The 21,522-nt window shown below is 70.0% G+C and carries 19 protein-coding genes; 13 read left to right on the top strand and 6 right to left on the bottom strand.

Features of this window, described 5'->3' with window-relative positions:
* The first annotated feature begins 461 nt into the window (after positions 1-461).
* The 9 genes from OHA25_RS51215 (at position 462) to OHA25_RS51175 (ending at position 12,021) form a co-directional block, all read left to right on the top strand.
* On the top strand, positions 462-1,382 hold the full coding sequence (locus OHA25_RS51215) for a carbohydrate ABC transporter permease (protein WP_327591164.1): 921 nt from the start codon (positions 462-464) through the stop codon (positions 1,380-1,382).
* Positions 1,375-2,202, top strand: a complete 828-nt coding sequence (locus tag OHA25_RS51210; RefSeq protein WP_305925244.1) for a carbohydrate ABC transporter permease — start codon at positions 1,375-1,377, stop codon at positions 2,200-2,202. Before OHA25_RS51215 ends, OHA25_RS51210 begins: the two co-directional genes overlap by 8 nt.
* A gap of 15 nt (positions 2,203-2,217) precedes the next feature.
* A complete protein-coding gene (locus tag OHA25_RS51205) occupies positions 2,218-3,501 on the top strand; it encodes an ABC transporter substrate-binding protein (RefSeq protein ID WP_327584112.1) in 1,284 nt (427 codons plus the stop codon).
* A 21-nt stretch (positions 3,502-3,522) separates the two neighbouring features.
* Positions 3,523-4,629: a Gfo/Idh/MocA family protein gene (locus OHA25_RS51200; RefSeq protein ID WP_442941990.1), complete on the top strand. Its 1,107-nt coding sequence runs from the start codon at positions 3,523-3,525 to the stop codon at positions 4,627-4,629.
* Positions 4,626-5,531, top strand: a complete 906-nt coding sequence (locus OHA25_RS51195) for a PmoA family protein (protein ID WP_327584110.1) — start codon at positions 4,626-4,628, stop codon at positions 5,529-5,531. The genes OHA25_RS51200 and OHA25_RS51195 overlap by 4 nt, the downstream gene beginning before the upstream one ends.
* On the top strand, positions 5,528-6,220 hold the full coding sequence (locus tag OHA25_RS51190) for a cupin domain-containing protein (RefSeq protein ID WP_327584109.1): 693 nt from the start codon (positions 5,528-5,530) through the stop codon (positions 6,218-6,220). Before OHA25_RS51195 ends, OHA25_RS51190 begins: the two co-directional genes overlap by 4 nt.
* Before the next feature lie 81 nt (positions 6,221-6,301).
* On the top strand, positions 6,302-10,204 hold the full coding sequence (locus OHA25_RS51185) for a carboxypeptidase regulatory-like domain-containing protein (RefSeq protein WP_327584108.1): 3,903 nt from the start codon (positions 6,302-6,304) through the stop codon (positions 10,202-10,204).
* 5 nt (positions 10,205-10,209) lie between these two features.
* A complete protein-coding gene (locus tag OHA25_RS51180) occupies positions 10,210-11,247 on the top strand; it encodes a LacI family DNA-binding transcriptional regulator (RefSeq protein ID WP_327584107.1) in 1,038 nt (345 codons plus the stop codon).
* A gap of 45 nt (positions 11,248-11,292) precedes the next feature.
* Positions 11,293-12,021 (top strand): methyltransferase domain-containing protein, encoded by a 729-nt coding sequence (locus OHA25_RS51175; RefSeq protein ID WP_327584106.1) that lies wholly within the window; start codon positions 11,293-11,295, stop codon positions 12,019-12,021.
* Here OHA25_RS51175 and OHA25_RS51170 read toward each other — a convergent pair.
* Both OHA25_RS51170 and OHA25_RS51165 read right to left on the bottom strand, forming a co-directional pair.
* Positions 12,003-12,227, bottom strand: coding sequence for a hypothetical protein (locus OHA25_RS51170; RefSeq protein ID WP_327584105.1), 225 nt, complete (start codon positions 12,225-12,227; stop codon positions 12,003-12,005). The two genes, OHA25_RS51175 and OHA25_RS51170, sit on opposite strands and share 19 nt — an antisense overlap.
* Before the next feature lie 164 nt (positions 12,228-12,391).
* Positions 12,392-13,147 (bottom strand): ArsR/SmtB family transcription factor, encoded by a 756-nt coding sequence (locus tag OHA25_RS51165; RefSeq protein WP_327584104.1) that lies wholly within the window; start codon positions 13,145-13,147, stop codon positions 12,392-12,394.
* Between the two features lie 207 nt (positions 13,148-13,354).
* On the opposite strand from OHA25_RS51165, the gene OHA25_RS51160 reads away from it, so the two are divergent.
* Entirely contained in the window at positions 13,355-13,543 is a 189-nt protein-coding gene (locus tag OHA25_RS51160; protein WP_305925235.1) for a hypothetical protein, read from the top strand.
* 81 nt (positions 13,544-13,624) lie between these two features.
* Here the strand turns inward: OHA25_RS51160 and OHA25_RS51155 are convergent, their stop codons facing one another.
* From OHA25_RS51155 to OHA25_RS51145, 3 genes are all read right to left on the bottom strand, one after another.
* Positions 13,625-14,611, bottom strand: a complete 987-nt coding sequence (locus OHA25_RS51155; protein ID WP_327584103.1) for an endonuclease/exonuclease/phosphatase family protein — start codon at positions 14,609-14,611, stop codon at positions 13,625-13,627.
* A 68-nt stretch (positions 14,612-14,679) separates the two neighbouring features.
* A complete protein-coding gene (locus tag OHA25_RS51150) occupies positions 14,680-15,471 on the bottom strand; it encodes an SAM-dependent methyltransferase (protein WP_327584102.1) in 792 nt (263 codons plus the stop codon).
* Between the two features lie 18 nt (positions 15,472-15,489).
* Entirely contained in the window at positions 15,490-16,251 is a 762-nt protein-coding gene (locus OHA25_RS51145; protein ID WP_327584101.1) for a PP2C family protein-serine/threonine phosphatase, read from the bottom strand.
* A 337-nt stretch (positions 16,252-16,588) separates the two neighbouring features.
* Here OHA25_RS51145 and OHA25_RS51140 point away from each other — a divergent pair, with 337 nt between their 5' ends.
* The 3 genes from OHA25_RS51140 to OHA25_RS51130 are packed head-to-tail and all read left to right on the top strand — an operon-like array spanning position 16,589 to position 19,547.
* Positions 16,589-17,743, top strand: a complete 1,155-nt coding sequence (locus tag OHA25_RS51140; protein WP_327584100.1) for a sensor histidine kinase — start codon at positions 16,589-16,591, stop codon at positions 17,741-17,743.
* Positions 17,740-18,858 (top strand): hypothetical protein, encoded by a 1,119-nt coding sequence (locus OHA25_RS51135; RefSeq protein ID WP_327584099.1) that lies wholly within the window; start codon positions 17,740-17,742, stop codon positions 18,856-18,858. Before OHA25_RS51140 ends, OHA25_RS51135 begins: the two co-directional genes overlap by 4 nt.
* The gene (locus OHA25_RS51130; RefSeq protein WP_327584098.1) at positions 18,828-19,547 is read left to right on the top strand and encodes a DNA-binding response regulator; all 720 of its coding nucleotides are present in this window, start codon (positions 18,828-18,830) and stop codon (positions 19,545-19,547) included. Before OHA25_RS51135 ends, OHA25_RS51130 begins: the two co-directional genes overlap by 31 nt.
* A 57-nt stretch (positions 19,548-19,604) precedes the next feature.
* On the opposite strand, the gene OHA25_RS51125 is transcribed toward OHA25_RS51130, so the two are convergent.
* Positions 19,605-20,177 (bottom strand): Uma2 family endonuclease, encoded by a 573-nt coding sequence (locus OHA25_RS51125; RefSeq protein WP_327584097.1) that lies wholly within the window; start codon positions 20,175-20,177, stop codon positions 19,605-19,607.
* Positions 20,178-21,522: the final 1,345 nt, after the last annotated feature.

Below are 21,522 nucleotides of genomic sequence, written 5' to 3'. Positions count from 1 at the left end.
CGCGTCTGGCCCGGCGCCGTCCGCCGCGCCGATGACGACGTTCCTCCGACGCTGGATTTCGCCGCTGGTCGCACGGCTGGAATGTCACCGTTCGTGACGAATGCCGGTCTCGCGTCCGGCCGGGGCACGACTGCCACCCGGAGGTGGGGGCGGCCGCGCCGGGCGGGGCGGAGTGCCCCGCGGACTGGCCCGATGGTTCGGCCCGGACCCCGCCGGCAGCTGGCTGGCGACGTATCGCAGCAGGTCACGGCCGCATAACGGCTGGCTGTGTGCTCACTCACAGCCTGTGACGACCGCCGTGATCAGCCCTGCCATAGCTCCAGGAAACCCGCTCTTGACGGTCGCGTTACCGGCGTGCAAACTGCGGAATACGTTTTCCCGCCACGGCACGGCGGTGACAGGAGGTTACGAATGATCCCGTCGAGGAGGCCCGCGTGAGCGCACTCGGCGAGCTGCAGCGCATGCGCAAGGGCAGCGGCGGCACCCTCGGCGGCGGCCGTGAAGGCCTGGCCAGACGCGACAACAAGGCCGCGTTCGCGTTCCTGCTGCCCTGGTTCGCGGGCCTGCTGCTCATCACGGCAGGCCCGATCGCCGCCTCCTTCATCCTGGGCTTCACCGACTACAACCTGATCCAGCCGCCGGTGTTCAACGGCCTGGACAACTGGATCCGGATGCTCGGCGACGCGCGTCTGCACAAGGCGCTCGGCGTGACGCTGGTCTACGTCCTGGTCTCCGTCCCGCTGCAGCTGGCCTGCGCCCTGGCCCTGGCACTGCTGCTGGACCGCGGGCTGCGCGGCCTGGCGTTCTACCGCTCGGCGTTCTACCTGCCCTCCCTGCTGGGCTCCAGCGTGGCCATCGCGGTGCTCTGGCGGCAGATCTTCGGCGCCGACGGCCTGTTCAACCAGGTGCTGGCCATGGCCGGCATCGAGGGCAAGGGCTGGATCTCCGACCCGGACAGCGCGCTGTCGACGCTGATCGTCCTGAACGTGTGGACGTTCGGCGCCCCCATGGTGATCTTCCTGGCCGGCCTGCGCCAGATCCCCGCCATGTACTACGAGGCCGCGGCCACGGACGGGGCCGGCAAATGGACCCAGTTCCGGAAAATCACCATCCCGCTGCTCTCACCGATCGTCTTCTTCAACCTGGTCCTGCAGGTGATCCACGCGTTCCAGTCGTTCACGCAGGCTTTTGTGGTCTCGGGCGGCAGCGGCGGGCCATCGGACTCCACCCTCTTCTACACGCTTTATCTCTATCAGCGGGGATTCGGCAATTTCGACATGGGATACGCCTCCGCGCTCGCCTGGCTGCTCCTCGTCATCATCGCCGCATTCACCGCCATCAATTTCTGGGCCGCGAAATTCTGGGTCGTTTACGATGACTGAACTCCGTAAGGTGCTCAAGCACGCCGGGCTGCTCGCGCTGGCACTGGTCATGCTTTATCCGGTGCTGTGGATGGTGGTCAGCAGCCTGCGGCCCAACAACGAGATCTTCCGCCGCCCCGGCCTGATCCTCGACAGCCTGCAGACCCAGAACTACGGCGAGGGCTGGACCGCCCTGGCCTCCCCGTTCGGCCACTACCTGGCCAACTCGGCGATCCTGGTGCTGGCCTGCATCATCGGCAACCTGGTGTCCTGCTCGATGGCCGCCTACGCGTTCGCCAGGCTGGACTTCACCGGCAAGCGCCTGTGGTTCGCCATCATGCTCGGCACGATCATGTTGCCGATCCACGTGATCATCGTCCCGCAGTACATCATGTTCTCCCAGCTCGACTGGGTGAACACGTTCCTGCCACTGGTGGTGCCGAAGTTCCTGGCCACGGACGCGTTCTTCGTCTTCCTCATGGTCCAGTTCATCCGGGGGCTGCCGCGCGAGCTGGACGAGGCGGCCAGGATCGACGGCTGCGGCCACGCCCGGATCTTCCTGCGCATCATCCTTCCCCTGATGATGCCGGCCCTCGCCACGACCGTGATCTTCACCTTCATCTGGACGTGGAACGACTTCTTCGGCCAGCTCATCTACCTGACCGACCCGGAGATGTACACCGTGCCGGTGGCGCTGCGCTCGTTCGTGGACGCCACCGTGCAGACCTCGTGGGGATCCATGTTCGCCATGAGCGTGGTGTCCCTGGCTCCGGTCTTCCTCGCCTTCCTCGTCGGCCAGCGATACCTCATCCGGGGCATCGCGACGACCGGCGGCAAGTAACCCCAGGGAATCATCATGAGACGAATCGCTCTTGCCGCCGCGGCGGCACTCATGCTCACCGCCTGCGGCTCCGGCGGCGGCAGCGCATCCCAGGAGCTCTCGAAGGACCCGGTCACCCTCCGCTTCACCTGGTGGGGCGCGGACGAGCGGCACAAGCGCACCCAGCAGGTCATCGACATCTTCCAGAAGAAGTATCCGAACATCACCGTCAAGGGCGAGTTCAAGGACTGGAACGGTTACTGGGAGAGCCTGGCCACCACCGTGGCCGCGAACGACGCGCCCGACATCATCCAGATGGACGAGCTCTACCTCGCCTCCTATGCCGAGCGCGGCGCGCTGCTCGACCTCGGCACCGCGTCCAAACACGTCAAGACCGCCGACTTCGACAAGTCCGCCCTGGACACCGGCATCGTCAAGGGCAAGCAGTACGCCCTGCCGGTCGGCCTGGCCACGTACGCGATCGTCGCCAACACCGACCTCCTCGACCAGTTCAAGGTCAAGGTCCCCGACGACGCCACCTGGACCTGGGAGGACTTCAAGAAGACCGGCGACGCGGTGTCGAAGGCGGGCGGCGGCAAGGTCACCGGCGTGCAGTCCTTCGGCTTCGACGCCGGCAGCCTCAACATCTGGGCCCGGCAGAACGGCGCCGCCCTGTTCGACGAGGCCGGCAAGGTCGCCGTGCCGGAGAACGTGCTGGCGAGCTACTGGACCTTCATCAAGGACCTCGCCACGTCCGGCGTCTCCCCGGCGCCGTCGGTGACCATCGAACGGGCCGGCGGCCCGCTCGACCAGTCCGGCACGGCCACCAACGCCTCCGCCCTGGCGACCTGGTGGAACACGCAGCTGACGTCGCTGTCGGCGGCCAGCGGGTCCAAGCTGAAGCTGCTCAAGCTGCCCGGCGAGGCGCAGGCGTCCTCCCCGGCCGCGTACTACAAGCCCTCGATGTTCTGGTCGATCTCCTCGCGCAGCAAGCACCCCGCCGAGGCCGCGCTGTTCGTGGACTTCCTGGCCAACAGCCAGGAGGCGGCGGACATCATGCTGACCGACCGCGGCGTGCCCGCGAACACCAAGATCCGCACCGCCATCACCCCGAAGCTCGGGGAGACGGACAAGGCGGCGGTCGAGTTCCTGGACACGATCAAGGTCGGCACCGCCCCCAGAGTCACTCCGAACGGGGCCAGTAACCTCGAGGCGATCATCAAGCGGCACACTGAAGAGGTGTTGTTCGACCGGCAGACGCCGGAACAGGCCGCCAAGTCGTTCATCAAGGAGCTCCAGGCCGAGATCGACGGCGCCTGACCCCCTTTCCCACCAGGAGTTATGACCTTGTCTCAACGGAAGTACCGGGCCGCGATCGTCGGCACCGGTGCGATCGCCACCGCCCACGCCCGCGCCATCGCCGCCTCCGGCGGCAGGGCGACGCTCGTCGCCGTGGCCGACGTGGACCTCGGCCGGGCCAAGACGTTCGCGGAGGAGTGGAACGTCCCCGGCGCCCACGCGAGCCTGACCGACCTGCTGCGGGAGGAACAGGTGGACCTCGTCCACCTGTGCACCCCGCCGCAGCTGCACGCGCCGCAGGCCCTGGAGATCCTGGAGGCCGGGGCGACAGCGCTGATCGAGAAGCCGCCGACGCTGTCGCTGGCCGAGTTCGACACGCTGATCGAGGCCGAGCGGCGCTCGGCCGGGCACGTGGCGACCGTCCTGCAGCACCGCTTCGGCACGGGCGCCATCCGGCTGCGCCGCCTGCAGGAGGCCGGCGAGCTGGGCCGCCCGCTGCTGGCGACCTGCGCCACGCAGTGGTACCGGGACGAGGCCTACTACGCGGTCCCGTGGCGCGGCACCTGGGAGTCCGAGGGCGGCGGCCCGACGATGGGGCACGGCATCCACCAGTTCGACCTGCTGTTCTCGATCCTCGGCCCGTGGCGGGAGGTCACGGCGATGGCCGGCCGCCAGGCCCGCGACGTGGACACCGAGGACGTGTCGATGGCGCTGGTGACGTTCGAGAGCGGCGCGATGGCCACCATCGTCAACTCGGTGGTCTCGCCGCGGCAGGCCTCCCAGCTCAGGTTCGACTACGAGCACGCCACGGTCGAGGTCGACCACCTCTACGGCTACACCGACGACGACTGGACGATCACTCCCGCGCCCGGGCACGTCAACGTCTCCGCGCTGTGGGCGCAGGGGGCCGGCACGTCGCCGAGCAGCCACGACGACTGGCTGGCCGCCGTGTTCGACGCCCTCGACCAGGGCCAGGCGCCGCCGGTGACCGCCGCGGACGCCCGGCGCACGATGGAGTTCATCGCCGCACTGTACGCCTCCGCCTTCACCGGCGAGCGCGTGCGAAGCGGACAGATCACTGCTGACAGCCCGTTCGCCACGACGATGGAGGGCACGGGCGCCCCGTGGGAAAAGGTGAGGAACAAGTGACTCTGCAGGCCAACCACGCACTCGGCCGGTCGGTCACCGTCACGGCCGGCGACGTCGAGCTGTTCAGCTACGTCTACCGTCCCGACACGCCGGTGCTGGAATCGCCGAAGCCGTATCTGCACCCGATCCGCACCGTCGGCGGCGCGCTGGTGTCGCTCTTCCGGCCGCACGACCACGTCTGGCACAAGGGCATCGCCTGGTCGCTGCCGCACGTGGGCGAGCACAACTTCTGGGGCGGGCCGACGTACGTGCACGGCAGGTCCTACGTGCAGCTGGAGAACAACGGCAGCGCCACGCACCGCGAGATGACCACGCTGACCGCCGAGGACAACCGGGTCGAGATCGGGCACACGCTCGGCTGGACCTCCCAGGCCGGCGCCCCGGTCATCGAGGAGCGGCGGTCCCTGGCCGCGACCGTGCTGGACGAGGCGACGTGGGCGCTGGTGTTCGACACGACGATGACGAACGTGTCGGGCGGCACGCTCGACTTCGGCTCGCCGACCACGAAGGGCCGTGAGAACGCCGGGTACGGCGGCCTGTTCTGGCGCGGCCCCCGCTCGTTCACCGGCGGGACCATCCAGTCGCCGGCCGGCGCGGGCGGCGACGAGCTGCGCGGCACGCGGGCCGAGTGGTTCGGCTTCCGCGGCCGGCACGACGAGACCGGTGAGCACTCGACGATCGTCATGGTCGACGACACCGCCAACCCGCAGCACCCGCCGCAGTGGTTCGCCCGCAGCGAGGACTTCGCGTGCCTGTGCCCGGCGCCGTTCTTCGGCGAGGAGGTGCCGCTTCCCGACGGCCAGGCGCTGCGCTTCAGGTACGCGGTCGTGATCGCCGACGGCGACCGCGGCGAGGACGGCACGGCGCTGCTGGCCAAGCAGGGACGGGCGGCCCTGGCATGACGTTCCCCGGCGGCACCTCGATCAGCCGGCTGACGGTCTACACGGGCGCGTGCGCCGACGGCCTGGAGGGCGGCACGCCCCACGTGCACATCGCCTCCACCGAGGCGTACGTCGTCGTCGGCGGGCACGGCGCGCTGCAGACGCTCGACGCGAACGGCCTCAAGGAGACCGAGCTCAGCGCCGGCTCGACCGTGTGGTTCACGCCGGGGACCATCCATCGCGCGATCAACCGGGGCGGCCTCGAAGTGCTGGTGGTCATGTCGAACGCCGGCCTGCCCGAGGCCGGCGACGCGGTCATGACGTTCCCGCCCGAGATCGTTGCCGACCCGGACCGCTACCGCGAGGCCGCCACCCTGCCTGCCGACAACGTCGAGGAGGCCGTCGCCCTGCGGCGCGAGCTGGCCGTCGAGGGGTTCCTGCGGCTCGCCGACGGCGGCCCGGAGGAGCTGCGGCGCTTCTACGACAGCGCCGTCGCCCTCGTCCGGCCCAAGGTGGCGGGGTGGCGGGACATCTGGGAGCGCACGGTGGCCCAGGAGACCCGCCGCACCGGCGAGATCCTCGACGCCCTCGCCGGCGGCGACGGGTCGCACCTGCTGCGCTCCGCGCTGATGGAGAGCCCGCCGCAGCAGCGGTGGGGTATGTGCGGCCACCTGCGCGCCCACGACGTCGCCAACCCGATCGTGCACTGAACATCCCCATCCCGGACAACACCCCCCGCTAGGAGCGCGGCGATGCCACGTGACGCTGCCTTAGTCCGTACCCTCTTGCGCATGATGACGGCCGCCGCCATGGTCGCCGCGCTCGCCCTTCCCGCCCAGCCCGCCGCGGCACAGGCGGGCACGACGTACTACGTCGACGCGGCCGGCGGCGACGACGCGGCCTCCGGCCAGGACGAGGCGCACGCCTGGAAGAGCCTGGACAAGGTGAACGCCACCACGTTCGCCCCCGGCGACCGCATCCTGCTGCGCGCGGGACAGCGGTGGACCGGCCAGCTGTGGCCCAAGGGCTCGGGCGAGAGCGGCGCGCCCATCACCGTCGACCGGTACGGCGAGGGCGGCAAGCCGCGCGTCGACGGCGCCGGCCAGGTCGGCGACGCCGTCAGGCTGTTCAACCAGGAGCACTGGACGATCCGCAACCTGGAGGTCACCAACGAGGTCCCGGCCACCGGCACCCCGGGCGACAACCTGCGCGACCTGCGCGGCGTGCACGTCTCCGGCGACAACAGCCAGACCCTCGACGGCTTCGTCATCGACGGCGTCGACGTGCACGACGTGACGGGCCAGGTCAACTGGATCGGCGGCAGCATCGAGAACAACGCGCCCGGCGTGCGGTTCCAGACCGGCTGGGACGGCTCGAAGAAGACCGGCGGCATCGTGTTCGACACCACCGTGCCCGACATCCACAACCCCCCTGACCGGGCCACCGTGCTCAACGACGTGGTGATCCAGAACTCCACGGTGCGCAACACATCGTTCGCCGGCATCGTCGTCAAGCAGTACACCGGGGACGGCAAGAACGACGCCGGCCAGACGATCGCCACGCCCACGGGCTGGGGCACCCGGCAGAGCCCCGACGATCCGAAATTCACGCCGCACACGAACATCGTCATCAGGAACAACTACGTCACCCAGGCCGACACGGCGTACGGCTGCAACGGCATGTACGTCACCAACGTGCGCGGCGCGCTGATCGAGCGCAACGTCGTCTACCGCACCGGCACCTCCGGCATCGAGACGTACTACGCCGACGACGTGACGTTCCAGTTCAACGAGGTGTACGAGACGCAGCAGAAGGCAGGCGGCGCCGACTCCAACGGCATCGACCCGGACAAGGGCACCACGCGGCAGGTCGTCCAGTACAACTACCTGCACGGCAACGGCGACGGCGTGCTGCTGTGCCAGTTCGCCTTCGGGGACGCGATCGTCAGGAACAACGTGATCGCCGGCAACTCCCGCTACCAGATCTACCTGCACTCTGACCGGGCCGCCACCGCGCAGATCTACAACAACACGATCTACAACGACAGATCCGCATATCTGATCTACGGGTACGGCAGCTACCTCGATGCCCGCTACACCATCACCAACAACGTCCTGTACTCGACGCGAGCCGCGGCGACCCTGACGACCAGCCCGACCATCGCCTACAGCCACAACCTCTACGGCGGCGCGGACCTCGCGGTCCCGGCCGGCGACAAGGACGCGGTGGTCGCGGATCCGAAGTTCGCCGCCGCCCCGCTCGACGGCCCCTCCGGCACGCCGGAGACCGGGCCCCGGCTGGAGACCGCGCACGGCCTGCGCGTCACCTCGGGATCGCCGGCGATCGACACGGGCGCCGAGATCGCCGGGAACGGCGGCCGTGACTACGCCGGCGCCACCCTCTACAACGGCGGCCCGGACCTCGGCGCCTTCGAATACGCCACCGCCGAGGGCGCGACGGCCGAGGCCGTCATCGGCACCGTACGCACCCCGTCCGGCGCCCCGATCAGCGGCGCGAGCGTCACCGCGGCCGGCGTGACGGCCACCACCGGATCCGACGGAAGATTCACGCTGGCGAACATCCCGTTCGCCGACGGCGTCGAGGTCACCGTCACCAGGAACGGCTACCAGAGCGCCTCCGAGACGGTGAACGTGCGCTTCGGCAACACCACCACCGTCCACCTCACCATGGCCTCCACCAGCGTGGTCGGCACGATCACCGGCCGGGTGCTGGACCAGGCCGCCCAGCCGCTGCCCGGCGCGAGCGTCACCGTCAAGGACGGCGACCAGACCCTCGGCACCGCCACCAGCGGCGCCGACGGCGGCTTCACCGTGGAGAACGTGCCGGTGGGGGAGGGCTACACGCTCCGCGCCGAGGCCGGCGGGTACGTCGCGGCGACCCGGTCCGGACTGCGCGTGGAGGCCGCCACGGCGAGCGAGGCCGGCTCCCTCCTCCTGGTCCGCCCGATCCCGTCCTACGTGGCCGTCCACGACTTCAACGACCTGCCCACCGGGCCTCTGACCAGCGGCAACGGCCTCACCGTGAGCGCCGCCGGCGGGAGCGCCGAGGTCACGGACGGCAAGGGCGTGCTGCTCACGCGTACGGCGAACAGCGGCAGCACCAGCGTGTCCCGCACGTTCGCGCTGAAGGGCATCGTGACCGTGGAGGCGAACGTCATGAGCCGGCAGGCCTACACCTCCGGCAACCACTGGTGGGCCGTCCCCTACATCAGGAACACCAGCGGCCAGAACGCCGTCAGCGTGGCCTTCACCAAGAACACGATCGTCGCCTACGCGGGGGCCACGACCCGGACGGTCGGCACGTACGAGCCCGGCCGCTGGTATCACGTCGCCGCGGTGATCGACACCGTCAACCAGCGCTTCGACCTGCTGCTCGACGGCCGCCGCGTCCTGGAGGGCGCCGCGTTCAGGAACCCGATGGACACCGTCGCGCAGATCGACTACTACGCCAACAGCACCAACTACGGCAGCATCGACCTCGACGACATCCGGGTCTCCCAAGGCGTGGGGCTGGCCCGCGACGACACCGCCCTGCTCAGCGTCGACACGAGCCAGGGCGCGCCCGACGGCGACCTGGTGCTCGACGTGCCCGCGCGGGTCGGCGAGGTCGAGGTGACCGCCGTGGCCCGCAGCCCGTTCGCCGCGTCGGTCGCCATCGACGGTGAGCGCACCGCGGGCGCCCAGGCCACGCGGCGGATCACGCTCGGCGACACCGGCGCGGACGTCCGCATCGTGGCCACCGCCGAGGACGGCACGGAGGGCGCCCACACCCTGCGGATCAAGCGGCGGTCACTGGCCCAGGACACCACGCTGTCCGCCCTTGTCCCCGACGCGGGCACCCTCGACCCGGCCTTCGACCCGGACGTCCATGCGTACGAGCTCGCCATCCCCGGGGACCGCGTCGCCTTCACCCCGACCGCGCTCAACCCGAGGTCGGCCATCACGGTCCAGGACCATGCGGCCACCAGCGGGACGAAGTCGCCCACGATCATCGTCCCCGCCGAGATCGCCATCAAGGTGGTCTCGGAGGACGGGACGGCGGACACGACATACAAGGTCAAGGTCACCGGCCCTGGGCTGCCCCAGGACGGCGCCACCGCGCCGCCCGCCCGCGCCGCGCTCTCCACCACGAGCGGCCGGCAGCACGGCCTCCACGACGGCACGTACGACGTGACCATGAACCTCTGGTACGGCGTCAACGGCAGCGTCTTCATCCTGTACGAGAACGGCAAGGAGATCGCCAGGCGCGACCTGACCCCGAAGACCCCGTCGGCGCAGAAGTCCACGATCCCGATCAGCGGCAGGAAGAACGGCACGTACCAGTACACCGGCGAGCTGCTCAACCAGGCGGGCCGCACCGCCACCACGTCCGTGAAGGTCGAGGTGAGCGACGCCAACCCCGGTGAGCCCGTGCTGAGCTCCGACAACTGGGACGGCGACGGCGACTACACGATCCGCATGAACATGTGGTGGGGCACGAACGCCACCACCTACCGCCTCTACGAGGACGGCGTGCTCGTCGACACCCAGCGGCTCGACGCCGCGACACCGGCCGCGCAGAGCGCCGCCACCGTGGTCGAAGATCGGCTGGCCGGCACGCACACGTACGTGGCCGAGCTGGAGAACGCGGCAGGCGTCACCAGGAGCGAACCATTGACGCTGGTGACAAGATGACCGGTATGGATGACGGGTGGAAGACCCTTTCCTCCCCGCCGACCCTGCACGACGTCGCCAGGGAGGCCGGCGTCTCCATCGCCACGGCGTCACGCGCGCTCAACGGCAGCGTGCGCAACGTCAGATCGGAGAACGCCACCCGGGTCCGCGCGGCGGCGGCCAAGCTCGGTTACGAGCCGCACCTGTCGGCACAGGCCATCGCCAAGGGCTCGACCAGGACCGTCGCGCTGGTGGTCCGGGACGTGGCCGACCCCTACTTCTCCTCCATCGCCGCCGGGGTCACCCAGGCGGCGGAGTCCGCCCAGCTCATCGTCACCATGGCGGTGGCGGACGGGTCGCCCGAGCGAGAGCTGGAGATCGTCAAGACGCTGCGCGGGCAGCGGCCCCGCGTCATCATCGTCGCGGGCAGCCGCATCGAGGGTACGGGCACGCGGGACGCACTCGTGGAGGAGCTGGAGGAATACCAGACGGCCGGCGGGCGGGTCGTCATGATCAGCCAGCGGGATCTGCCGTTCAGCACCGTCACCATCGACAACCACGGCGGTGCGGGACGGCTCGCGCGGGCCCTGCTCGGCGCCGGCTACCGGCGCTTCGCCGTCTTCCACGCGCCTGCCGAGATCCGCACGTCCAGCGACCGCCACGCCGGTTTCCTGGCCGCCCTGCGGGAGGCCGGGGCCCCCGACCCGGTCGCGATCGAGACCGGCTTCACCAGGGCGGGCGGCTACGACGCCGCTCGCCGACTGGTGGAGCGGGGGTTGGCGGACGTGGAGGCGGTCTTCGCGGTCAACGACGTCATGGCCATCGGCGCCATGACGGCCTTCCGCGACGCCGGGGTGGTGCCCGGGGCGGACATCGGGGTGGCGGGGTTCGACGACATCGGCTCGGCGGTGGACGTGGTGCCCGCGCTGACGTCGGTGGCGGTGCCGCTCCGGAAGGCTGGCCTGGCCGCGATGCGGCTCGCGCTGTCGGACGGCACCGGCGACGTCCGCCTCCCGGCCGACGTGGTCCTCCGCGAGAGCACCCCGCCCCGCGCTCGGGCCTGAAAACGGCAGGCGCGGCGGCCCCGCCCCAAGGCATGATCATGAGCCATGGGCTTTGACGAGCTGATCCACGAGGCGCTCACCACCCCCTTCGAGGGCTGGGACTTCGGCATATTCCAAGGCCGCGTCACCTACGACGGCACGCTGCCCTGGGACTACGAGCAGCTGGTCCGCGACCGGCTCCCCAAGGCCTCGGCGCTGCTCGACCTCGGCACCGGAGGCGGCGAGCTCCTGGCTTCCTTCGCCCCGCTCCCACCCCGCACCGTGGCCACCGAAGGCCATGCGCCGAACGTCCCGGTCGCCCGCCGCCGCCTGGAGCCGCTGGGCGTCGAGGTGACGGAGACCACCGGGCCGTTGCCTGACGGCTCGTTCGACCTGATCATCAACCGCCACGAGGCGTACGAGCCGCGCGAGATCCGCCGCCTCCTGGCCGGCGGCGGCACGTTCGTCACCCAGCAGGTCGCCGGCCGCGACCTCGAAGAGATCAACGAGGCGCTGGGCGCCCCGCCGCACCGGAACCGCGCCTGGGACCTCGCCACCGCGACCGCCGGACTGTCCGGACTGGACGTCACCTGGAGCCAGGAGGGGTGCTTCACCACCACGTTCCACGACATCGGCGCTCTTGTGCTGTTCCTGCGGGTCGTCTCCTGGCAGGTCCCGGGCTTCGACACGGACAAGTACGACGCCCGGCTGCGCGCGCTGCACACGGACATGGAGGACGGCCGCCCCCTACGCGCGACCGCCCACCGCTTCGTCGCTCAGTACGTCCAGGTGTAACGCAGCTCCGCCTGCCACCCATTGTTCGGGAAGCAGTTGTGAATGATGAACGCGGGCCCGAGCCCCTTGGCGAAGATGTTGTCCCGCTTGTGCCGCAGTCGAGCGACAGCAGCGGCTTCATGTTCTGGCAGTCGACGTCGCCGATCTGCCTCCTTGGTGACGCGCTGCCGCAGCATGCCCTCCTTGTTGCCGTAGCCGTCCAGCACCACCCAGTCGCCGACGCGCTCGGTCGCCCCACCTGATGGAGGAGACGTTGTTCCCCTTCGGCTCCCACGCCCACTGGTTACGCCACGTGCCGGACCAGAACTGGCCGGCGCTGCGCCGGAACATCCGCGAATAGTCCGGCGGCGTGCGCCGTCAGAGCCGGGCGCTAGCGCCGGAACAACTCCAGCAACTCCTCCGCCCGCCCCGTGCGGGCGATCCACACCTCGCGGCCGCGGCGCTCCCGGGTGATCAGCCGTCCGGCTCGTAGCCGGTCGCAGTGGTACGTGAGCCCGCTGGGCGCGATCATCATGTCGGTCGCCAGCATGGATATGGTCATCGGCTGGTCGAGCGCGCAGAGCAGATCCGCGCGGACCGGGCCGATCAGCGCCGACAGCTCGTCCATCGCGGGTGCGACGGGACCCGTGCCGGGGATGAGCAGGCCGCGCTCGCCGTACACGATGCGGCTGGTCAGCGAGGCCAGCAGCAGCTCAGGCCCGCCGCGCACGGTGGCCACGCCGACCCGCTCGACCTCCCTGTCCAGCAGCGGGCGGGCACGCCTCCACAACGGCTCGGCGCTCTTCCAGACGTCGGCGACGGCGCCGGCGTAGCCGCGCAGCCAGTGGGCGGGCCGCTCGGCGGCCGGCCGCCAGCGAACGGGCGGCAGCCCAGGGCCGAACGTCCGCTCCAGGTCCGTGATCAGGCCATCGGGCGGGAGGTCGCGCAGGGCGCTGAGCTGCTCCTGGACGGAGACGTCCCCGTTGACGGGGGAGAGCGGCACGAGGCTGTCGGGCGCGATCGAGTGGCCGGGCGCGGCCAGTGGGCGCACGGCCTCGTGCCCGAGCCGTCCGACGCCCGAGCTGAGCGCCCTGCGCCAGACCTCCGGCAGGCCACGGCGGCGGCCCGCGAGGGCATCGGCGATCATGGCTAGGGCGGTCGAAACGCCCTTACAAGACGTGGGTTTCTTGCTCCGAAGGGTAAGCAACCCATCGCCGTGTGGAGGAAGTTCTATCCACCGGCGTTCGTGAACCGGTGGCCGGAGGCACCGCCGGGATGGCAGGCTGCCCGCATCCGCCCTGGTTCTCCTGTGATCTGGGCGGGACCTTCGCAGTGTTCACGGAAGGAATCCGGCATGACGCATGACGCCGGCCGCGTCGCGGCCAAGCGGATCAACGACCACGTGGAGCTCGTCCACGTTGACAACCCCGACGTGGTGTTCGAGGTCCCCCGCCACGACTGGGAGGCGTTCACCACGGCGGTCAAGTCGGGCGCGTTCGATCTCAGAACGCTGGAGCGCGACGCCGAGGAGAACGTGGCCTGACCACTTTTCCCAGCCGCACAAAGGGCGCCCGCTCTCAGCGCAGGAGAGCGGGCGCCGCCATGCGCAGGCCCGCCCGCCGGGCTAGGGCAGGCGGAGCTCGGCGAACACGCCGCGGTGATCGGTGCCGGGCACGTCCGCGACCTCGACCCGGCGCACGCTCACCCGCCGGTCGGCCACGACGTGGTCGATGGCGATGATGGGCGGCATCGCCCGGCCGTTCGGCCACGTCGGGACCAGGCCCTTGCCCACCTGGTCGGCCGCGTCCACATAACCGCGGCTCAGCAGGTCGCGGAAGGCGCGATGGTCGAGGCTGGCGTTGAAGTCGCCGGCCAGCACCCGGATCGCGGAGGGAGTGGCCGCAGGCAGGCCGCGCAACGCGGCGTTCCACTCCTCCTCCATGCGGCCCAGCGGCGGGTTGGGGTGAATGGCCACGATCTCGACCTTGCTCCCGCCGGGCAACGCCATGGTGGCGGCGGGCATGTTGTGCCCGATCGGGGTGAACAGCCCGGTCAGCTCGCTCACCGGGTGCTTGGCGTAGATGCCGCTGCCGGTCGCACCGAACTCCTCCTGCAGCACCCGGTGCGGCAGCAGCTGCTTCAGCCCGGCCGTGTCCAGCCGCTCCACCGCGTCCGGGGTCAGCTCCAGCGCGGTGAAGACGTCGACGTCGTGCCGCCGCACCAGGTCGACCACGGTCTGGGCGTCGCCGCGGCCGAACAGGTTGACCGTCAGCACCCGCAGCGGCGCGCCGTCGGCCGCGGGCTGCTCCGCGCTGGTCAGCCGTGGCGCCACGCAGGCGGCCATGACCACGCAGGCGAGCGCAGCCACGAGCGCGGCCGGCCGGTTACGCCTGATCAGCAGGAGCGCGGTCAGTGCCGCCAGCACCGCGCCGTACGGCGTCACGGTCATCAGTTGCGTGACGAACGAGCCCTGATCCAACCCCCCGGCCCTGATCGCCGCCCACAGCGCCAGCAGCACGACGATCGTCCAGGACAACCATCGCCTGCGTCGCCGGCGTTTCGGCGCCGGCTCCTCCACCGCGGCCCGCTCGGTCCCGACCGTCGTGCTCACTCCGCCGTCCTGTCCCCGATGGGCATCACGACTTGAAGCTTAAACGGATCCAGTGCCCGGCGCGGTGGTCAGCGCTTACGGCCCACTCCCCCGTACATCCAGGTCGCCGGGTCGGGGAATAGCGGGGTGTCGCGCCATTGGGAGACACCGACGAGGCCCGGCTCGATCAGGTCGAACCCGTCGAAGTAGCGGGCGATCTGCTCGCCGGTGCGCGGCGTGCGGTGCATCGCCTGGCTCCGGGTCGCCGCCAGGTAGTCGTCGGCGGTCTGCTGGGACACGAGATCGAGCGTCAGGTGGCTCAGCACGAGATAGCTGCCGGCGGGCACGGCATCGGTGAACGCCTTGACGATGCCGGCCGGGTCGTCCTGATCCGGGATGTGCATGAGGATGGCGACCATCACGAGCCCGATCGGCCGGCTGAAGTCCAGCGTCTCGCGTACCTCGGGGTGGTCGAGGACGGCGCGCGGGTTCCTGGCGTCGGCCTCGATGTACGCGGTCCTGCCCTGGGGCGTGCCGCTCATCAGGGCCCGGGCGTGGGCCATCACGATGGGGTCGTTGTCGACGTAGACCACGCGCGCGTCCGGCGCCTCGGCCTGCGCGATCTCGTGCACATTGCCCTGGGTCGGGATGCCCGTGCCGAGGTCGAGGAACTGCCGGACGCCGAGCTGCGTGAGGTGGCGCACGGCCCGGCCGAGGAAGGCCCGGTTGTTCCTGGCGCTCTCGCGGACCCCCGGCACCGCCGCCATGGTCGCCTCGGCCACCCGGCGATCAGCCTCGAAGTTGTCCTTGCCGCCCAGCCAGTAGTCGTAGACGCGGGCCGAGTGGGGAATGTTCGGATTGATCCCGTTTGGTGCGCTCACGATCAGAATCCTAGGTCATCAGAACGCCACATCCGCGATGATGACCGTGGCGTCCTCCTTCGGGTCGGCGGCGGCGAGCTCGTCGTATATCCGGTCCAGACACGCCGCCGGGGACGAGCCCGCGGTGAAGAGCTCCGCCATGCGCTGCGGTCCGAGGGCCCGGACGACGCCGTCCGTCACGATGACCACCCGGTCGCCGGGGTGGATGGACACCGCGCCCACCTCGGGATTGAGCGCCGACGGCAGGCCGAGACCGCGCAGCAGCGGGCCGTCGCCGAAGGAGTGCGCCGTGGTGAGCGGCACGGGCGCGGCGCCTTTCACGCAGTGCCAGATCGCACCGTTGCCGACGTGGGCGAAGCGCAGGCGCGGGCTCTCGCCCGGATCGAGGACGATCACATCCAGGGTGCTGACCAGGTCGCGCCCGGCCGGTTCGCGCAGGGCCGCGGTACGCAGCGCACGGTGCGCCGTCTGCGCGCACTCGTCCAGGTCCTCCTCCCGCCTCCCGGCGCGCTGGGGCCGGGCGGCGACCACGGCGCCCAGGGCCACGGCGGCGGCCGTATGGCCCGGCTCCGCGCCGGCCGCGCCGTCGGCCACCGCGACGAGCCGCTCCTGCACGACGTACGCGTCCGACGCCCGGCCGTGCACGCCCTCGTACGTGCCGCCCACCGCCACCAGCCGCGGCCGGGTTACCGGCATGCCGGGCGGCCACTGCCCGCGCTTGCCGCGGCCGGTCATCACGGACAGGCAGCCGATCAGAAACGAGATCACGAAGAGCGTCATGGGTCCCCTCCCACCGCGGTTGTCGCGGCCCGGGCCTAGTAGACGCCCATGCGCGGCGAACCGACTGACGGCCGTTCGGCCGTCGTAGCGCTCCATGACGGCCGATCAGCCGTCGTGCCGCCCCGGGGGACGGCGCACCAGGGTGTGAGGTGCGGTGCACGCCGCAGGAAAGCCGGGCCCAGGAAAAGAGCCATGCGACCCATGACCTCATCCCTCGTCACGACCGCGGCACGCCCCTTCGGATTCATCGGAGAAACCCATTCCTGTTTCTTTTTACCCACCCTGCGCTGCGTTATCGTGAGACCCGTCTTGTGCTCCCAGCGTGTGCGGACGGCCCATGGCTCACCCCGGTTCCACGAGGTACGACTCGGCGACCAGGCAATTGGAAAAGGCCACCGCGCGCACCGGTGCCGGCGCACGCAGCGCGGTGGGCGTGGTGGCGGTCATTTCGGCGGCGTTCGGCGCCGTCGCGCCGGTTTCCTTATCGTGGCTGGCGCCCATGCTGGCGCTCCACCTGGTGTGGACGGCGTTGTTCGTGCGCGTGTGGTGGCGCAATGTGCCGCTGCCCCACTGGCTGGTGGCCGGTGATGTCGTCATCACGGTCGCGTTGTGCTTCGCGCAACGTCATCTCGTCGCCGGCGAGGCGCTCGTCACGGGGTCGAGCTGGGTCGCGGGGGCGGTCACGATGACCATCGTCATCGCCGGGATCACCTGGAAGCCGAAGGTGGTCGTCCCCGTGGGGCTGGTCGTGGCGGGGGCCTTCGCGGCGGGCGTACGCATCGCCTCTCCCTCCCAGGACGTGGCCGGCACCCTGGGGATCCACCTCGTGCAGTTGCTCGCCATCGTGATGCTGATGACGCTGCTGCGCCGCTCGGCCGCCGCGACCGACGCCTTCCTGGAGCGGAGCGTACGCGCCGGCATCTCGCGCATGGTGGAGCGGCTGCGCCGCGAGGACGAACTGAAGCAGGTCGGCAGCATCCACGAGACCGCGCTGCACACGCTCACGATGGTCGGCCTGGGCACCTACGACGAGCCGTCGCCCACGCTCAAAGCCCAGGTCAGGACCGATCTGGCGGCGCTGGAGAAGCTGCGGGACACCCCGCGTGCCGACTCGGCCCCCATCGCCCTGGACACGCTGCTGGACGAGGTCGCCGGGCGGGCCACCGGCCTGGAGGTGCGCCGGGATCTCACGCCCGAGACGGTGCCGGGCAACGTCGCCGAACGTTTCGCCCGCGCCGTCACCGAGGCCCTGGCGAACATCGCCTTGCACGCCGGCGTCCGCGAGGCCGAGCTGAGCTCCCGCAGGCGGGACGGCGAGATCCTGGTGGAGGTCGCCGACGCGGGCCGCGGATTCGACCAGGAGCAGCTGCCACCCGACCGGTTCGGCGTGCGCGGATCGATCCTCGACATGATGCGCTCCCTGCCGAACGGCGGCGCTCAGATCTCCTCCAGCGCGCAGGGCACCCGCGTGAGCCTGTGGTGGCGGCCATGACGGAAGAGATCGAGCAGGTAGCGCAGCGATACGCCCGCTTCACCGCACTCGGCGCCGCGGTCATCGCGGCCGTGTGGCACCTCGGGTACGACCTCACCGTCACGATCACCGGCTGGTCCGCCTTCCGCTGGCCCTGGCTGGCCTTGGCCGCCTGGATCGCCTACTCCGCGATCTTCGCGATCGCCCTGCGGTCGCTGACGGGCACTTCGCGCGGCCCCGCCAGGATCGGCGAGCTCGCCCTCGCCACGCTGGCCATCGACGTCGCGGTGATCCTGTCGCTCCGCCCCGGCGAACTGCTCGGGATCAGTGACTGGGCGTGGGGCTCCGTCGGCTGGATCGCCGTCATGCTGGTGTGGGGGCGGCCCCGCTGGCGGGCCGAGCTAATCGCCTTCCTCGCCGCCAACGCCGGCATCATGCTGTCGGCCATGATCCTGACCGGGACACTCGACCGCGTGTCCATCTCCAAATACCTGGTGGTCATCGCCGGCGGCGTCACCATGCAGCTCGGCTACGCGTGGGGCTGCCGCATGCTGCTGGCCCGCGCCGAGGACGCCGTGGTGCTGGCCCGCCGGCTCGCCGCCGACGACGCCCTGCGCCAGTCCGCCCAGCGCATCCACGCCGACCGGCTGCGCAGGTATGCCGCCATCCGCGACGTGGCCGAGTCACTGCTCCACCAGCTCGGCGACGGCGCCGACCCCGGCGACCCGCGCGTGCGCGAGGACTGCACGGCCGGGGCCATGCGGCTGCGCCGGCTCATCACCGAACGGGAGGACGTACCCGACGAGCTGGTGTCCGCGCTGCGCGAGCGCATCGAGGCGGCCGAGCGGCGCAAGGTCATGGTGACCGCGCCGCCGTTCGGCGACTACCTGCCCGGCCTCCCCGACGGCGTGCGCGAGGATCTCCTCAGGGCGCCCATCCGGGCGCTCGACGGCGCCAGGTCGCGGGCGCGGGTCACCGTGTCCGCGATGTCCACCATGGTGAGCGTGGCGGTCGTGGCCGACAACGACGACCTGCCCATCAGCGCCGCACCCGTCCAGGAGCCGAGCGGCGTCGTCGTCACCTATCAGCGGCAGGGAGGGGAGGTATGGGTCAACAGCATCTGGCAAGGCCCGTGACGGTCGCGCTGGTGGAGGACCACCAGGTCGTGGTGGACGGAGTGCGGTCCTGGTTCGCGAGCTCCGGGCCCACGGACCTCTCGCCGAGCCCGGTCGAGCTGGTCGCCCAGGGGCCCACGATCGAGTCTGTCCTCGGCGCCGACGCCGACGTGCTGCTACTCGACCTCAACCTCAACGGCACCATGGTCGTCGACCGGGTGGCCGAGCTGTGCCAGGGCGGGCAGCGGGTCATCGTCTTCTCCGAGCATGAGGAGCCGGAGACCGTACGCGCCGTGCTGGACTCGGGCGCTTCGGCCTTCATCGGCAAGGGCCGGGCCACCCGCGAAACCTGCGTCGAGACCATCCTGGAGGTGGCCGCCGACCGGCCCAGCGTGACGCCGCCGATGGCGCAGGCGATCGCGACGGACGAGCGGCCGCACCGGCCGCAGCTGTCGGACAAGGAGCGGGCGGCGTTGCTGTTCTGGTTCCAGTCGATGTCGAAGGCGTCGGTGGCGGCGCGGATGGGGATCAAGGAGCGGACCGTGCGCCAGTACATCGACCGGGCCCGCGTCAAGTACGCCGCGGCCGGCCGACCCGCCCCCACCAAGGAGAAACTCCTGATCTGCGCCATCCAGGACGGGCTCATCCAGCCCGACGAGGTCACCATCTACACGTCCCTGGCCGCCAAGACGCCCCCTGACCAGGGATGAAAGTTCCTGGGCTTCGGGCCTACCGGCAGGAGGGGGCCGGCAGGACCGGGGTCCAGGTCATCGGCGCACGCGCAGCTCGGCAGGATCAAAACTGACGGGGAAAGGCGTCGTCAAGGTCGCGACCGTACCGGCCTTGTAGACGGTCGGAGGATCGTAGTTCTCCCCCTTGAGCTCGTAGACGTAGAGGGCCGGTCCTTCATTGGGGTCAATCCTCCAGTAGTGGGGAATGCCCGCACTCGCATATGCAATGGTTTTGAGGCTTTTGTCCTGCCACGTCGTGCTCGGGCTGCCCACCTCCACGGCGAGCAGAATGTGACGAGGCGAGAACATGAGCCCCACGCTCTCCACCGAATCCTCGGGAACGACGACGAGATCCGGGATGTAGAAATTCTTGTCGGTCACCAGCAGGTTGATCGTTGACAGCGGCTCCAGCTCAGAGGGCATCGCATCATCGAGTATGCGCTGCAGCCGGTAGATGATGCGCTGGTGCGGGGGAGTGGGGGCAGGGCTCACCAGTAGGCTCCCGTTGAAGAGCTCGTAGCGGTTCCCGTCGTCTGGAAACTCGAGAAGGTCGTCGACCGTGTACTCCGGCTTGCCGAAAGGAATCTTGGCCGGTTCGATCGTTGCCATTGCGGTCACCCACTCAGTATCGGGAGCCTCGCCCTCGCCCACATGCTACTTCCCAGATTTTCGTCACCTGAGGTCATAGACCAATCACACTTCGGCGTCTGTGTGGGAGGATCTCTACCCTAGCCTCATGAAATTCGTGCGCCCAGCAGGACGGGAGGTAAAGCCGTGACGTAGCGGCTGATCTTGCTGTTCGTAAGCTCGCCGTCGCCTACCGGTGGAAGTCCGGTCCGGGTAGCTGCCGGGAGGCCCGGTAGCAGACTGGCGGCCTCAGGGGAAAAGCCTGGCATCGAAGCCCAGTGTCGAAGGCCCTATTGAGGGAGCGACGATGCGGTCCGTAGCATGAAGCGAAGCCTGCGGCGTCGTTAGATGTCCCGGCCGCGAGGTCGGGGACAGGGGGAGCCGAGCTCCCGAATCCAGGGTGAAGGCCATGGACGCGGCGAAGAGCCTGGAAGCGCAACCGTTAAGGACTTCCCCAGCGTATGGGGCGCTCACCTAGATATCGGCGTGTCCGTTGACACTGGGAGGCCCTCCCCGGCCTGGTGACACCTGCGGGCATGGATCTTGCCGGAGCGCGGCGCGCTATAACCGGTCAACGCCGGGAAGCGGATGGCTGGCCGGGTGGGCGTCGGAGGCGGCCGTGTACTGCTGGAGCAGACCGGACACCGTAACCGGCGGCGAGGGAAGGGCCGCTGCTTCGTCGATGGGCAGCGACTGTGATGGAGGGGCCCAGTGAGTGCCGGTCAGGCTAGTCCGCCGCGTTGGGTTCACGTGGAACCATGGGTTCCACGTGAACCGGTTCGAGCCTTGCAGCATGCGCTGTACCGGCTGCCAAGGCCTATCCCGGGCGTCGATTCCACGCGCCTGTCACCGCAGTCAGCACGCACCATCAAGATCAATAGGGGTCAGGTGAGCGCGCCCAAGATCGTGAAATTTCGAGGCCTGAGTGGCATTGCCCTATGGCCCGATAGGAACGTCGTCATCACGCACAATGGTGACGACAATTCGTGGAACGCCCTTGTCCTCCTTGCCACTGGAAATCGGCCACTTCGCTGCGGAAGGACCCTCGAGGGCGAAAGCGGATCCGGCGCTGGCGATGCGCCAGCGTTCGTGAGAGGAGTTCCGGCCGAGGCGATAGCTCCACTCCACTCTTCCGTCATCCAGCCTGGGATAGTCGGGATTCACCCGCGCCGTCAGCCGGAATCGGACGTTCACCTCGATGAGCTGAGTGAAGTTCGCGTGTCTCTGGCTTCTCCTGGACGGCATGCGCGATGTCGATCTCGCTGACCCCGGTCCAGTTGCAGTAGTCCCCATCGATCAGGCCGCTGTCCTGGTCGAAGTACCGCGC

This window comes from Nonomuraea sp. NBC_00507 (genome assembly GCF_036013525.1).
In the GTDB taxonomy this organism is placed as follows: Bacteria; Actinomycetota; Actinomycetes; order Streptosporangiales; family Streptosporangiaceae; genus Nonomuraea.
The sequence above is the reverse complement of the archived record's forward strand: the minus strand, read 5'-3'. Positions and strand labels throughout refer to the sequence as shown.